This is a genomic window from Hymenobacter convexus (genome assembly GCF_030580955.1).
Lineage (GTDB): Bacteria > Bacteroidota > Bacteroidia > Cytophagales > Hymenobacteraceae > Hymenobacter.
The window spans coordinates 460,756-475,267 of sequence record NZ_JAUQON010000004.1 but is presented as its reverse complement, the minus strand read 5'-3'; the positions used below and the strand labels follow the sequence as shown (position 1 = coordinate 475,267).

Here is a 14,512-nt window from a genome sequence, read left to right as displayed (position 1 = left end):
TAAAAGAAGCCCGTCATGTTGAGCGCAGTCGAAGCATCTCTACCTCCGCAGTAATCCTTTCCATTGGATTGGTTGCGCGGTAGAGATGCTTCGGCTGCGCTCAGCATGACAGGCTTTTCGCGCTGGCCTTGCGCCACCACTGAAGCGCCACCTCCCCTTACGGAATCACCTCCAGCCAGCCCCGGAAACGGCGGCCGTCGGTGTAGGTGATGAAGTAGTAGAAAATGCCGCCGCTGCCATTGCCCGGCCAGCGGAAATCCCGGTCGTTCGACTCAAAAACCTGCTGGCCCCAGCGCGAGAAAATCCGGATGTTGGTGAACTGCGAGTCACAGAAGTTGGGCGGCAGCTCGGGCAGGCGGAACTCGTCGTTTTGGCCGTCGCGGTTGGGCGTGATGACGTTGTAGAGCTTCACGGCCACCGTATCGGGGCTTTTCACGCGCAGGCGCACGCGCTGCACCTGAGGCAGCGGCCGGCACGTGGCGTCAATGAGTTGAAAGGCCACCACCAGTTCGCGGTGCAGGTTGGCGGCGGCGCAGCTCACGTCCCAGCGAAACGTGCCGGTGGCCACGCCCGTGCCGTTTTGGGCATCAAAGCGCATGCCGGCGCTGCCCAGGTCGAATCCTTCCTTGCCATCGGAGGCCGTGCCGGTGGCTATGAGGGTAAGGCCGTCGCGGTCGGGGTCCACGCCATTGAACGTGGCGGTGTAGGTCCGGCCCAAGGGCAGCACCACTTCCGGCAGGTCGGCCCCGGGCTTTGTGGGCGGCAGGTCGGACGTGAGGGTAGGCGCCCGGTTGGTGTAACGCACGATTATGGGCACACTCACCGTGGCGGCCTGCCGCTCGGAGCACGGCGAAGTGGCCGCCGCAAACTGAAAGTTGAACACCGAATCGGGGCCCACGGCCCGGCAATCGACGCGCCAGGTGAAACGCCCGCGCTGTTGGTTGGCCTGCGTGCCCTGCGAGAGCGTGGCGCCCAGGCTCGTGGGGCTAAAGCCCTGGCCGGTCATTTCCAGCTGAATGGGGTCGTTGTCGGGGTCGGTGCCGGTCACGTCGAAGCTTATCAGGTCGCCGACGCGGGCGTGCAGCGGCAGCGCGGGGCCCGCCGTGGTCACCAGCTGCGGGGGCGAGTTGGGCGGCGGCACGGCCGTGAACGCCACGCGCACGGTATCGCGCTTGGGCAGGCTGCAGCCGTCGTCGCCCACCACCACATCCAGCAAAAACACCCGCCCGCGCGAGTTCAGGCACTCCGGAAAGCAGAGCGTGGCCGTGAGCGTATCGGGCGCACCCGGGCTGCGCACGGCGCCGGTGGTGGCGGTGGTGAAGCCCGGCAGCAGCCCCGAAAAATTCACTGGGCTCAGGCTTAGCGTGAGGCGCGTGTTGGGGTCGGGGTCGGTGAAGCGCAGGCGCACGCAACGGTTGCCGCCGGGCACAAAGCGCAGGGTGTCGCGCCCCGGCCGGTAGATGCCCGCGCCCGTGGCCGTCGGTTGCAGCACAATCCGGGGCCTGGCGTTGGTGGGGCAGGCGAGGGCCATCAGCTGGAAATCGCGGCGGCATTCACCAATTTTCTCGCCCCGCCGATACTCCGAGCAGCGCACCCCAAATACGAACAAACCTTGGTTGGTGGGCCGCACCGTGAGGCGCCCGGTGGTACGGTTGATGCGCAGCGTCGGCGCCCCCGGAATCTGATTAGTAGCACTCAGGCCCGAGTTCCAGGTGATGAGGGAGTAGGGGGCAGGCTGGGCCGTGGCGGGCTTGGGCGTGTTCGTGTCGGAATGCCCATTGAGCGGCGTCACCAAATCGTAAACCAGCGAGTCGCCATCAGCATCCTGCCCCCCGAAGTCGTAGTAAAACAACTCATTGATGCAGGCATAATCGGCCAGTGGCGGGAAGATGCGCGGCGTCGAATCGTAGAACGTGACGCCGCGCCGCACCACGGCCGGAAACTCCAGATAGAACGTCTGGGCTGCGTTGCCGGGCGCCACAATGTTGCTGATGCTGTTATTGCGGCAGCAGCGCTCCACCGCCACATAATAGCCCTGGGCACTGTTATAGGTGCTGGCAGACAAGGTAATGACTTTGCTATACACCAGCTTGCGGGTGCTGAGCGTGGGGGTGGCGCAGGCCGGGTTGGTGTAGTTGACGAAGGTGTTGCTGGTGAGGGGCAGCACCACGTTGGTCATGCGCGCATTGGTGCTCTTTTCAAAAATGCTGGCGGTGAGGTCGGCGTCCAGGGCGCTGGCGCTGCCGTAGACGGCATCAAAATATAAGTTGAGCTGCAGCGTGTACGAATCCCCGGCATTGTGGACCAGCTCCATTTCGCCGCCCACGATGTGCGTAGCCCACGCCGGCCCGGCCAGCAGCAGCCAGCCAATCAGCAGCAGTACCGGCCGCAGCGTGCCAGGCAAACAAAGGCGAAAGGGCATGGGTACCGGCGTAAGCGTCCTAAAATCCTGATTTAAAACCGAAATATACAGCCCCTGCGGCCAACTTCGCGTTGCAAATCCGCGTTTGCCATCGGCCGTCCCCGCCGTACCTTCGAAGGCCGGCCGGGCAGTAACCTAACCCGCCTTTCTCTCAATTTGTTGCCACTTCGATTTGCTTTATGCGCTTCCTTTTTTACGCTCTTGCTTTCAGCTGCCTGTTTTGCGTTCCCGGCCGGGTGGCGGCCCAGGCGCCGCTGCCTGCCCCGGCCGGGCGCCCGGCCGGCGCCATCGACCTGAATGCCGGCCTGCTGTGCGCGGCGGCGCACATCCGCACCGCCCAGCGTACGGCCACCGCGTCGGTACCGCACCGCCGCAAGATGGACCGCTACGATGTGAAGTACTACAAGCTGGATTTGGCCCTAGAAAACAACTCGCTGAACGTGGCCGGCTCGGTGTGGATGCGGGTGCGGGTGGGTGCGCAGGCACTAGATTCATTGGCCTTTGAGCTTTACAAAGCGCCGGCGGGCTCGCCGGCCGGCGCCGCCACGCTGCTCATCGATTCGGTGGTGGTGAACGGGCGACGCTCGCCCGGCATCCGCCGCGCCGGCTTCGATGCCACGGCCGCGCTGGCCCAGCCCGCGGCGGCCAACTCCCTCACCGACGCCCGCATCTACTACCACGGCACGGCGCCAAGCGGCAACTCGGCCGCCATCGGCAACGGCCTGAGCACCCGCGACTCGGTGCACCTCGACACCTACCGCGGCGCGCCCACATTTGCCTACAACCTGACCTGGTCGCTGTCGGAGCCGTTTTCGGCCCACGAGTGGTTTCCCTGCAAGCAGGTGCTCACCGACAAAGCCGACTCGTCGGACGTGTGGGTAACCACCACCTTGCCCAACAAAGTGGGCTCGAACGGCGTGCTGGTACGCACCGTGCCGCTGCCCAACAACAAGGTGCGCTACGAGTGGAAGTCGCGCCATCCCATTGATTATTACCTGATTTCGGTGTCGGTGGCGCCCTATCTGGAGTATGTGACCACGGCCCACCCGGCGGGCAGCCCGGCGGTGCCCATCGTGAGCTACGTCTACAACCAGAACTACCTGAACTACTGGCAGGCGAACATCGCGCAGACGGCCGGCTTCATTGAGAATTATTCGGCGCTGGTGGGCTTGTATCCCTTTGCCAATGAGAAGTATGGGCATACCACGGCCCCCATCTACGGCGGCATGGAGCACCAGACCATGACCACCGAAGACGGCTTCGAATTCACGCTGAACGCCCACGAGCTGTTCCACCAGTGGTTTGGCGACAACGTGACCTGTGCCAGCTGGGAGCACATCTGGCTCAACGAAAGCTTTGCCTCCTACGGTGAGTACCTGTCGCTGCAGGCCTTCCGGCCCAACGACGCCCGCATCTGGATGGACTTTGCCCACAACATTGCCCTCCAGAACCAAGGCACTATTTACGTGGCCGATACCACCAACGTCGGCCGTATTTTCGACTACTACCTGACCTATAAAAAAGGCGCCGGCGTGGTACACATGCTGCGCTACCTGCTGAACGACGACGTCAAGTTTTTCCGGGCCCTGCGCACCTACCAGACGCAGTACGGCGGCTCCACCGCCCGCACCGCCGACTTGCAGCGCATCTTTGAAGCCGAGGCCGGCCGGCCGCTGGGGTATTTTTTTCAGCAGTGGTTCACCGGCAGTGGCTACCCTACCTTCAACGTGACCTGGAACCAGGGCGGCAGCAGCCTCGTGCTGCGGGTGAACGAAACCGTGAGCCAACCCACCAGCACCCCGTTTTTCGATACGGATGTGGACTACCGCCTCACGTTTGCCAACGGCACCACCCAAACCGTGCGCCTGCACCAAACCACGGCCACCCAAACCTTCGCCCTTTCGGTGGGAGGCACCGTCACCGCCATCACCGTCGACCCCAACCAATGGATACTCGACGCGCCCGGCCCCACGCCCGTGCGCGACAACGCACTGCTGGCCGCCCGCGCCGCTTCCGCCACGGCCCTCTCGGTTTATCCCAACCCCTGCCACGACCAACTGCTACTTCCAGCCACTGCCGCCGCCACGGCCGAAGTGCGCGACGCCACCGGGCGCCTGGTGTTGCGCCAGGCCCTAGCCAGCGGCCAGCCACAACTCGCTACCCACGCGCTGGCCCCCGGGCTTTATCAGCTGCGGCTGGTTGGGAAGCAGAGCGAATTAATTGGGCAAGCCCGCTTCATGAAAGAATAAATTTGACCCCGGCAAAGGCAAAAAGGGCCGCCAGCGCAAATGCTGGCGGCCCTTTTCAATTGGGGTTGACTTTAGAAAGTGTCGTGGTATTCGCGGATGCGGGCCTGGGTAGCGGCATCGGGTGGCGGGGCATCCAGCAGGTGCTTAAGCAGGTCGTCGAACGAGCGGGCCGGCGTGAAGCAGGCGTCGAGCACGGCATTGCTGCTGAGGCGGATGAAGAGCGGCGCGCCGTCCATGGCCACCAAATCAATGGTGACGAGGCCGAAGCGCTGGTTGCAATGGCCCGTTTTGGGGCAGTCAGTAGGGTTGGGCTTGAAGAGCTGCTTGAGCAGAATTTCGGTGTGGCCGGCGCGGCGGCGCGTGCCCCGGTCGGCGCAGGCGCGGTGGTAGCCCAGGGCCAGCATCCGTTCGCCCAGGTGCTCAAAAAAATGCCGAAAGTTGCCCGGCCCAATGCTGGAATCGAAATAGAACAGGGCACCTTGGCGGCCCTGCTCGTGCAGCAGCTCTACCCGCAGGCCGCGGCTGCCGGCCGCGCCGCCCTTGCGCAGGTGGTAGGCTTTGAAGTAGGGGTTCAGCCAGTTCAGAAACACCCGTTCCTCGACCCAGCGGGCGTGCCGCCGGGCCTGCCCTGCGGTGAGCCGCACGGCGCGCCAGGGCGCCTGAGCCTTCGCCTGCTGGGGGCGAAAAAGTTTCTGAAGGAAATTGAACAAGGGGTGGAAAGTTTAGTGGTGTCGAAACACCGGCTGCGGGAAATAGTTTTCGGCCAGGGGCTGCGGCAAGGGCCAGCGGGCGCCCTAGCAGCGGCCGCCACTGCCGATACCGTGCCACAAGCAAAAGCCGGCCCCCGTGGGAGGGCCGGCTTTTGCTTGTGAGGTAAGTGGGGCAAAACGCGCCTCTGGGGTTTATTTCACCCGCGTCCAGGTCTGCGATTTGCCGATGAGCGAAAAGCCGATGTAGCCCTTCACCTCCATGGTGTTGGCGCTTTCCATCTTCATGTAGCAGGAGTAGGTCTTGCCGGTTTCAGGGTCATAGATTTTGCCATCGTCCCACTTATTGTCGGCGTCGTACTTGAAGCCCTGCATGAATACCAGGCCCAGGCGGGGGCGGCTGCGCAGCTTGGGGTCGGGGTTTTGCGAGTCGGTTTTGGGCTTGCCGGTGGCCGGGTCGTTGGGCACGGTCAGGGTCACGATTTTGCCGCAGAGCTTGTCGCCACACTTGTAGATTTCAAACGTCGCCTTTTTCTCAGCATTTGTCCAGATACCCAGCGGCGACATGGTTTGGGCCGACGCCAGGCCGGCAATGCCGAACACGAGGACAACGAGGAGGAGCAGTGTTTTTTTCATTGTTGAAATGAGGGATAGGTGGGTTTGAAGGGAAAAGGTAAGCAGAAAAACGTCGGAGCCATTGGGCCGGGCTGCTCATCCGGGATAGGCAAGTTTACGGCCAAGTTCCCGACGGCCCGCATTAAAAAGAAATTAGGGCCGGCTACTAAAATGAATGGCACTGTAAATCAGGCTTCAAGCGCCTTTGAGTGCCCTTTTCCTGAAAATTTAGCGGGCAAACTTTGAACCTTAGCCCCGGCTATTAACTTTACCGCTCAGTAGTGAGTGCTACGGCCTCGCTCAAGTAGCCCTAAGGTGCTGGGCCGCGCGAGCGAGTGTTATGTCGAACGTAAAGAAAGGAGGTACAAAATGTCTAGTAGTCCCAAACAAATCCTGCCAAGCCTGTCGAATGTCGTACGCTTCACCGCAGTACGCGCCTAACAACAGCTTCGTGGGGTAGCTCCTAAGGCTGCCCACATTCGGCCAGGTCTTATCTGAAAGACGCCGGAACTGTACCCCAGTTTCGCCGCTTGGTAAGATTTGAAGGATTAGATGCCCGGTTTGCCCAGCCGCCCTTCAGTGGGCCGGCAAAGGCAGGCCGGGCATCGCTGCGTTCGGGCGGGTCGGTTTTTGGGTAAAGTAGCTTAGCGCACCAGGCGCTTGCGGGCAGTGGCTTTGGGCTTGGCGGCCGGTTTGCTGACCTTCTTTTTTGCGGGCGTTTTTTTCGCCGTGGCTTTGGCTGCGGTGGTCGTTTTCTTGTGAGCCGAAGGCCTGCTGGCGGCGAGGCGTTGGCTTGCCGTGGTTAAATGCGCCTTGGTATATGTTTTGGTCGGCAGTTTCTGCGGCAACGCCGGGGCCAGCACAGCGGCGGGCGCAGCTACCGGCACTGCCGGCACTGGTAGCGCAGCCACTGGCGTTTTGGGTGGGGTGGCGGGAGCGTCTTTGGGCCGCTTTGTGGCCACTTCGCCGGCGCCCAGCACGCGCCGCACCTGCAGGAAGCGCCGCTCGTAGTCAGAGTCTTCTACCTGGCTTACTTTCACGTAGTGCTCGCGACGCGACGAGGAGGCGTGCACAAACCGCAACGGCACCTCGCCCCGCCGCGAAATGACGATGCCCGCGTGCCCGGGCGTGGTGCTGGTACTGGCCGTGCCGGTGAAAACTACGATGTCGCCGGGCTGGGCCTCGGCGCGCGCCACGGGCTGGCCCACATCAATCAGCAAGGCCGTAGAATGCGGCACCGCCACCCCAAAATGCGCAAACGTGTACATAATGAACCCCGAGCAGTCGAACCCAGTGAGGGGCGAAGTGCCCGCGTACACGTAAGGCGTGCCGCGCTGGGCCAGCCCGAAGGCCACCACGCTGTCGGCGCGGGCGGCCGGGCCGGGCCGGGGGGCTTCGCGCAGGCTGGCGAAAGAGGAAACCGGTTTCGAAGGCTGGGTGCTTTGAGGGACCCTGGCAGCTTCGGGCTTGGGCGCGCGGTGGCTCAGGCGCGGCAGCACCAGTACCATCAGGGCAATTAACCCGGCAAAAGCCATCCATACAAAGCGCATAAACAAGAAAATAACGGTAGCCACGCGGCAAATAAGCGCCACACTGCTTCCTAACGGAACGGCCGGCGGCTAGGTTGGAGGCGGGCGGCGGGGCGTACTTTGCAGCCTCGATTTATTTCATAACGTTGTCGATGTTTAGAAAATCCCACCTTCTCCTTTCCGCCTCCCTATTGGCCACTGCGCTGACAGGCCACCTGCCGGCCCGTGCCCGCGCCACCGCCGCGGTGCCTACCCTGCGCTACTCGCTGGCCATGCCCGCCCCCCAAACCCACTACTTCGAAGTGAAAATGGAGCTGGGCGGCTTCCCGGCCGAATACACTGATGTGAAGATGCCGGTGTGGGCGCCAGGCTCGTACCTGGTGCGCGAGTACGCCAAAAACGTGGAGGGCTTTCAGGCCCGCACGGCCGGCGGCCAGGCCCTGGCCTTTGAGAAAATCAACAAGAATACCTGGCGGGTGAAGCACCCCAAGCAGGCCAATTTTCAGGTGAGCTACCGCGTGTACGCCTTTGAGCTGAGCGTGCGCACCTCGTTTGTCGACGCTGACCACGGCTACCTCAACGGCAGCAGCGTGTTCATGTACCCGGCCGATAACAAGATGCTGGGCAGCACCGTGGTGGTGCAGCCAGCCGCCGGTTGGGCCAAGGTGAGCACGGCGCTGCGCCCGGCGGCCGACGGCGCCAAGTTCACCTACAAAGCGGCCAGCTACGACGAACTGGCCGACTCGCCGATGGAAATAGGCAACCAGAAAGTGCTGGAATTCACCGCCAATGGCACGCCGCACCAGGTGGCCATGTACGGCACCTACCAGGCCGACGACGCCAAATTAGCGGCCGAAATGAAGAAGGTGTGCGAGGAAGCGCACCGCGTGCTGGGCCAGAATCCGCTCGACCATTATGTATTCATCGTGCACAACCTGGAGCGCGGCGGCGGCGGCCTCGAACACCTGTATTCGACCACGCTGGAGGTGGGCCGCACCGCCTACGGCACCGATGCCGGCATGAAGTCGTTTCTGGGCCTGGTGGCGCACGAGTACTTCCACTTGTGGAACGTGAAACGCATCCGGCCGGTGGCGCTGGGGCCGTTCAACTACGACCAGGAAAACTATACGCACATGCTGTGGGTGAGCGAGGGCATGACCGAGTATTACTCCAAGCAGATTTTGCAGCGGGCCGGCGTGCTCTCGCGGGAGGAGTACCTGGGCAAACTGGCCAACGCCATCGGCGAAGTGGAAAACACGCCCGGTAACAAGGTGCAGTCGGCCGCCGAATCGAGCTTTGACGCCTGGATTAAGTATTACCGCCCCAACGAAAACGCCATCAATACCCAAATCAGCTACTACTCGAAGGGCGACCTGATTGGCACTTGGCTCGATTTGAACATTGCCCAGGCCACCCAGGGCCAGAAGCACCTCGACGATGTGTTTCGCCTGCTCTACGACACCTATTATAAGAAAGCCGGCCGCGGTTTCACCGACCAGGAGTACCAGGACGCCGTGGCCACGGTAGCCGGCCGCCGGTTCGACGACTTCTTCCAGAGCAGTGTGTACGGCACCAAGCCCATCGATTTCGCCACGGCCCTTGGCTACGCCGGCCTGAATTTGACCAGCGCCCCGCTCACCACTTCGGGCACGCTGGGCGCCACGTTCTCCAACCGCACCGGCAAGCTGCTGGTGACCAGCGTGCTGCGCGACGGCGCGGCCTGGAACACCGGCCTGAACGTGAACGACGAAATCCTGCTCATCAACGGCGCCGCGCCCAGCGAAGAAACGGTGAAGTCGCTGCTCAATGGCTCGGTGGGCAACGAAGTAGCCCTACAGGTGCGCCGTGATGGCCTACCCCGCGACCTAAAAATCAAGATGCTGGCCAACCCCGACATCAAGTTCCAGATTCAGCCGATGCCCAACCCCACGGCGGCGCAGCAGAAAGTGCTGGCCAAGTGGCTGGGGAAATAAATCAACCCGGCTTACGGTTTCAACACAAAAGCCCCAGGCAGTGCGCCTGGGGCTTTTGTGTTGAAACTGATACGAAATAAACGGTGCTTAGCGAATGCGCTTCAGCGCCACTTCGCGCACCGGCGCAATCACCAGCGGCACCTTTTCTACCTTCACAGAGGAGGTATCGAGGCCGAAATACTGGTCTTCGGAGGCGATGAACTGGCGGATGTAGAAGTAGGCCTGCATCACGAGCTTCTCGATGGTGGGGAAGTCGTTTTCGATGCTGAGGAATTTCTCCAGCACCACGAAGCGGAAGTCGCCGGTCACGTGCTGCTTGTTCAACGACTCGTAGCGCGAGGTGATGTCCACTTCCTTATTGCGCACCAGGTCCTCAATCACCTTGCGGAAGTACAGGTTGATGCGCTGCTGCACCCGGAAGCCGAGGCGGAAATTGATACGAAATACGTCATCCTTCGCTACTTCGGTCACCTTGTATTCCATGGTGTAGGGCTCGTCAGTGGTGTCGACGTGGATAAACCAGTAAATATCAGCCCGCTTGGGGCGCTTCTGGAAAATGGAATAGATGATTTTCTGCTCGATTTCGGAGCTGCGCTCCGCCGAGGTCAGGAACACCAGGTGGGTGGAATATTTCGGAATCGAGTCATCGTCGCTGAGCTGTTTGAGGGCGTCCACGTAGGGCTCCAGGCGCACAAATTCGGTGAGGCGGCGCTTGATGTAGTAGGCCTTGAGCCACACGTACATCACGCCCATCAGCGTAGCGCCGATGGCCAGCGACACCCAGCCGCCGTGCGGGAATTTCACCAGGTTGGCCACTAAAAAGGAGCCTTCGATGAGCCCATAGACCACGGCGAAGAGCACAATGAGGGGCAGCGCCACGCGCTTCATGCGCAGCCACATGCACAGCAAGATGGTGGTCATCAGCATGGTAAGCGTGATGGCCAGGCCGTAGGCCGCTTCCATGTTGGTCGACTCGCGGAAATAGAGCACCACCCCGATGCAGCCGAAAAGCAGCAGCCGGTTCATGCTCGGCACGAAGAGCTGGCCCTTCACGTCGGTGGGGTAGTTGAGCTTTACTTTGGGCCACATATTCAGGCGAATGGCCTCGGCCACCAGCGTGAACGAGCCCGTGATGAGGGCCTGAGAGGCAATGATGGCCGCAATGGTGGCAATGCCGATGCCGATGAGCAGAAACCACTGCGGCATCAGCGCATAGAAGGGGTTACGGCCGTCGAGCTTCTCGCCCAGATGGGCAAGCAGCCAGGCGCCCTGGCCTAAGTAGTTGAGCAACAGCGTCGATTTTACAAAAGTCCAGCTGATGCGGATGTTGCCTTTGCCGCAGTGGCCCAGGTCCGAATATAAAGCCTCGGCCCCCGTGGTGCACAGAAACACCGAGCCCAGCAGCCAGAACCCGCTCGGGTAGCGCACCAGCAAATCGTAGGCGTAGTAGGGGTTGAAGGCCTTGAGGATAACCGGGTTATGTAAAATCCAGACGGTGCCCAGCACGCCCAGCATGGTGAACCACAGCAACATAATGGGGCCAAATGCCTTGCCGACAATCTGGGTACCAAAGCTTTGCAGCAGGAACAGGCCCGCAATAATCCCAATGACGATGTACACGACGATGTCCTGGGTCAGCTGGGGAAACACGTTTTTCAGCCCTTCCACCGCCGACGACACCGAAATGGGCGGCGTAATCACGCCATCGGCCAGCAGCGCCGAACCGCCGATGATGGCCACCGCCGATAGCCAAGCCCCGCGCCGCCGCACCAAGGCGTAAAGCGAGAAAATGCCGCCTTCCCCGTTGTTGTCCGCGTTCAGGGTGAGCAGCACGTATTTCACGGTGGTTTGGAGGGTGAGCGTCCAAATCACGCAGGAAATGGCGCCCAGCACCAGGTGCTCATCAATCAAATCGGGCACGACGGCCCCTTTGAGGATGGACGACATCACGTAGAGCGGCGAGGTGCCGATGTCGCCGTAAATGATGCCGAGGGCAATGAGCAACCCCGCCCCAGAAATGGCGGTGTGCGAATGTTTAGAGTCCATAATGGGAAAAACGAGTGTCTGCAGCGGCTACCTGCCAACTGAATTACGGGGCGCGAAGGTAGCAGCCAAGTGGCCGGATTGTGCTTACGAAGATGGCCGGCGAAAGTCGGATTAATTGGCTGTCAACGAATTATTATTTGACTCACCGCTGGTTTCGGCGGCGGCCTGCGCTTCGCGGGCGGCTTGTTGGGTGGCTTCATCGGCGGCGGCGAGGAGGGCGGCATCCACACGGGCGGCGTGGTCGTGCACCCGGAAGATTCGACGGTTCACCTCCGCGGTGAAGCGCTGCCAGGGCAGCGTTTCGCCGGGCAGGGCAAAATTCAGGGCCTCGCGGCCCAGGCGATGCAGGCGCAGGCGGTTGGTGCCGCGGTGCCCGTAGGCCAGCAGCAGCGCTGTGAGGGCCATGCCCAGCATGGCCGGGCCGGTGCGCAGCCAGTTTTCCAGGAAGGCAATCATGACCGTGGCCAAGCCCAGGCCGCCCAGCAGGTACCACAGTATCCACTTCACCGGCGTTATTTCGACGCGCTCCAACTCACGCAGCAAGAACTGCTGCCCGCGCACCGTGAGTGTGGTGCCCGTGAGCTGCACGCGGCCATCGTCGCTGTGCAGCGGCGGCAACTCCGGTAGCTCAGCCACGGCCACCGGCGCAGCCGTGGGCTGGTAAACCGGCCCGCTGGTACTTTCAACCGGGGCCGTAGTCAGCAAAGAAGCCCCGGAAATTTCTTCCGGGGCCGCAGGGGCTGATTCAGCGGGAAGCTGATTTTCAACGTCTTTCATGGGGTCGGCATGCGCCGGTAGGGTAGTGGTGCGCGTCCAGGTGGGCGGCGCGGTGCGCGTGGCGGCAGTGGCCCGAGTGGGCGCGGCTGCCGCCACGGCGGTCCCTCAGTTGTTCACTTTCAGCAACTCCACGTCGAAAATCAACGCGGTATCGCCGGGGATGTCGCGGCCGGCGCCCCGCTTGCCGTAAGCCAGGTCGGAGGGGATGTAGAGGCGGTACTTCGAGCCTTCGGGCATCAGCTGCAGGGCTTCGGTCCAGCCGGCAATCACGCCGTTGACGGGGAAGGTGGCGGGCTGGCCGCGCTGGTAGCTGCTGTCGAACACCTTGCCGTTAATCAGGGTGCCGTGGTAATGAGTCGTCACCGAGGAGCGCAGGGTGGGCTTGGCGCCGGTGCCCTGCGTGATTACCTCGTACTGCAGGCCGCTGGGCAGGGTGGTGACGCCGGGCTTCTTGGCGTTTTCGGCGAGGAAGGCTTCGCCTTCGGCTTTGTTGTTCATGGAATTGGGGTCTTGGTTGTCGTCTTGGTCGTCTTCGGCGCCGCCCATTTGCTCTTGCAATTGCTGCATGGCGGCCTGCATTTGCTCCTGGGTGAGGCGGCTGGGGAGGCCCTGCAGGCCTTCTTTGAGGGCGCCGGCCAGCGTGTCCACGTCCAGGTCGAGGCCTTGCTGGGCGAAGTTGCGGGCCAAGTCGCGGCCAATGATGTAGCTCACCTGAGCTTGGTGGGAATCGAGGTTCATAAAACCAGGAGGGGATTGAAGGGGCTGCGCAGGCGTAATGCCCCGCCCGCCACAAGTGGAAAAATAGCTCAACGGGTTACGCCGTTGGAAAGCGAAAGTTCCAAAAGCCGGGCCGAACCCGGCCGGCCCGCCGCATTGGCCGGTCAGCAAACAAAAAAGCCCCGCCTTACGGCCGGGCTTTTTCAGAGAATCGGGGAAATAGCAGCGGTAGCGCTATAAAAAGGCTTAGCAGTAGTGGGCGTGGTCGTCGTCGTTATCGAAGAAAAACGTCAGGTCCAGGTCGGCCAGTTTGGCAGCCAGGTAGCTTACGCCGCCCAGCAGCAGCAACGAGGAGAAGGAAATGGCAGTGGTCTTTTTCATGATAATGCGATGGATAACCCTAGTGGTATTGCCCTGCAAAGATACGGCAAAAGTCCGGAATATGTTATGCATGCAGCGCAAAATGAATAAGACGACACAAATAATAATGAAAAAGAGACAATTTAAAATATATTGCAAATCATCAGCTACCACTTTTGGGCCAGTACTTTAACCGATTTTACAGCATGGAGCTTCGCATTACGAATCTATCCAAAACCTACCCCAATGGCGTGCGCGCCTTGCGCGACGTGTCGCTCACCATACCCAACGGCATGTTCGGACTGCTGGGCCCCAACGGCGCGGGCAAAAGCTCGCTCATGCGCACCATCGCCACCCTGCAGGAGCCCGATGCCGGCAGCATTATGCTGGGCAACATCAACGTGCTGACCGAGAAGGATGCGGTGCGCCGGGTACTCGGCTACCTGCCGCAGGAGTTCGGGCTCTACCCGAGCATTTCGGCCGAGGTGCTGCTCGATTATTTCGCGGGCCTCAAGGGCATTCGGGACGGGGCCGAGCGCAGGCTGGCGGTGGAAGGACTGCTTCAGCAAACCAACCTGTGGGCGGCCCGCAAAAAGGCGGTGGGCGGCTACTCGGGCGGCATGCGGCAGCGCTTCGGCATTGCGGTGGCGCTGCTCGGGGCGCCGCAGCTCATCATCGTGGACGAGCCCACCGCCGGCCTCGACCCCACGGAGCGCAACCGGTTTCTGGACCTGCTGTCAGAAATCGGTGAAAACGTGGTGGTTATCCTCTCCACGCACATCGTTGAAGACGTGACCGAGCTGTGCCCCAACATGGCTATTATTGCCGGCGGGGAGGTGGTGGCCACTGGCTCGCCAAACGACGTGATTGGCGAAATTCGGGGCAAAGTGTACCGCACCAAGACCGAGAAAGCCGCACTGGCGCAGCTGAAATCGGAGTATGAGGTGATTTCCTCGAAGCTGGTGGCGGGGCAGCCCATCGTGCGGGTATTCAGCGAACAGCCGATAAACGGGCAGTTCCAACCGGCCGAGGCCACGCTGGAGGACGTGTATTTCCATCGGCTGGCGAAACGGGAGAAAGCGGCAGCTGTCTAAATAATCAATTAGAACAGTCATGC

At 61.8% G+C, this 14,512-nt stretch carries 11 protein-coding genes; 3 read left to right on the top strand and 8 right to left on the bottom strand.

The annotated features are described in order from the left end of the window. Window positions 1-157: 157 nt before the first annotated feature. Window positions 158-2,422 (bottom strand): T9SS type B sorting domain-containing protein, encoded by a 2,265-nt coding sequence (locus Q4S41_RS11240; RefSeq protein ID WP_305031208.1) that lies wholly within the window; start codon window positions 2,420-2,422, stop codon window positions 158-160. A gap of 179 nt (window positions 2,423-2,601) precedes the next feature. Between Q4S41_RS11240 and Q4S41_RS11235 the strand changes: the two genes are divergently transcribed. After that, window positions 2,602-4,671, top strand: a complete 2,070-nt coding sequence (locus Q4S41_RS11235) for a M1 family aminopeptidase (protein WP_305031207.1) — start codon at window positions 2,602-2,604, stop codon at window positions 4,669-4,671. A gap of 71 nt (window positions 4,672-4,742) precedes the next feature. Here Q4S41_RS11235 and Q4S41_RS11230 read toward each other — a convergent pair whose 3' ends face one another. From Q4S41_RS11230 to Q4S41_RS11220, 3 genes are all read right to left on the bottom strand, one after another. Further along, a complete protein-coding gene (locus Q4S41_RS11230) occupies window positions 4,743-5,381 on the bottom strand; it encodes a hypothetical protein (RefSeq protein ID WP_305031206.1) in 639 nt (212 codons plus the stop codon). Between the two features lie 192 nt (window positions 5,382-5,573). Next, window positions 5,574-6,014, bottom strand: a complete 441-nt coding sequence (locus tag Q4S41_RS11225) for a DUF2147 domain-containing protein (RefSeq protein ID WP_305031205.1) — start codon at window positions 6,012-6,014, stop codon at window positions 5,574-5,576. 623 nt (window positions 6,015-6,637) lie between these two features. Then, a complete protein-coding gene (locus tag Q4S41_RS11220) occupies window positions 6,638-7,543 on the bottom strand; it encodes a C40 family peptidase (protein ID WP_305031204.1) in 906 nt (301 codons plus the stop codon). A gap of 170 nt (window positions 7,544-7,713) precedes the next feature. Here Q4S41_RS11220 and Q4S41_RS11215 point away from each other — a divergent pair, with 170 nt between their 5' ends. Next, the gene (locus Q4S41_RS11215; protein WP_305031203.1) at window positions 7,714-9,495 is read left to right on the top strand and encodes a M61 family metallopeptidase; all 1,782 of its coding nucleotides are present in this window, start codon (window positions 7,714-7,716) and stop codon (window positions 9,493-9,495) included. Between the two features lie 87 nt (window positions 9,496-9,582). Here Q4S41_RS11215 and Q4S41_RS11210 read toward each other — a convergent pair whose 3' ends face one another. The 4 genes from Q4S41_RS11210 to Q4S41_RS11195 form a co-directional block, all read right to left on the bottom strand. After that, complete coding sequence (locus Q4S41_RS11210; protein ID WP_305031202.1) at window positions 9,583-11,541, bottom strand: KUP/HAK/KT family potassium transporter; 1,959 nt, start codon at window positions 11,539-11,541, stop codon at window positions 9,583-9,585. A gap of 111 nt (window positions 11,542-11,652) precedes the next feature. Next, entirely contained in the window at window positions 11,653-12,414 is a 762-nt protein-coding gene (locus Q4S41_RS11205) for a hypothetical protein (protein ID WP_305031201.1), read from the bottom strand. 9 nt (window positions 12,415-12,423) lie between these two features. Continuing rightward, the gene (locus Q4S41_RS11200; RefSeq protein WP_305031200.1) at window positions 12,424-13,056 is read right to left on the bottom strand and encodes an FKBP-type peptidyl-prolyl cis-trans isomerase; all 633 of its coding nucleotides are present in this window, start codon (window positions 13,054-13,056) and stop codon (window positions 12,424-12,426) included. A gap of 225 nt (window positions 13,057-13,281) precedes the next feature. Then, the gene (locus tag Q4S41_RS11195) at window positions 13,282-13,416 is read right to left on the bottom strand and encodes a hypothetical protein (RefSeq protein WP_305031199.1); all 135 of its coding nucleotides are present in this window, start codon (window positions 13,414-13,416) and stop codon (window positions 13,282-13,284) included. A gap of 185 nt (window positions 13,417-13,601) precedes the next feature. Here Q4S41_RS11195 and Q4S41_RS11190 point away from each other — a divergent pair, with 185 nt between their 5' ends. Beyond that, complete coding sequence (locus Q4S41_RS11190) at window positions 13,602-14,489, top strand: ABC transporter ATP-binding protein (RefSeq protein WP_305031198.1); 888 nt, start codon at window positions 13,602-13,604, stop codon at window positions 14,487-14,489. Window positions 14,490-14,512: the final 23 nt, after the last annotated feature.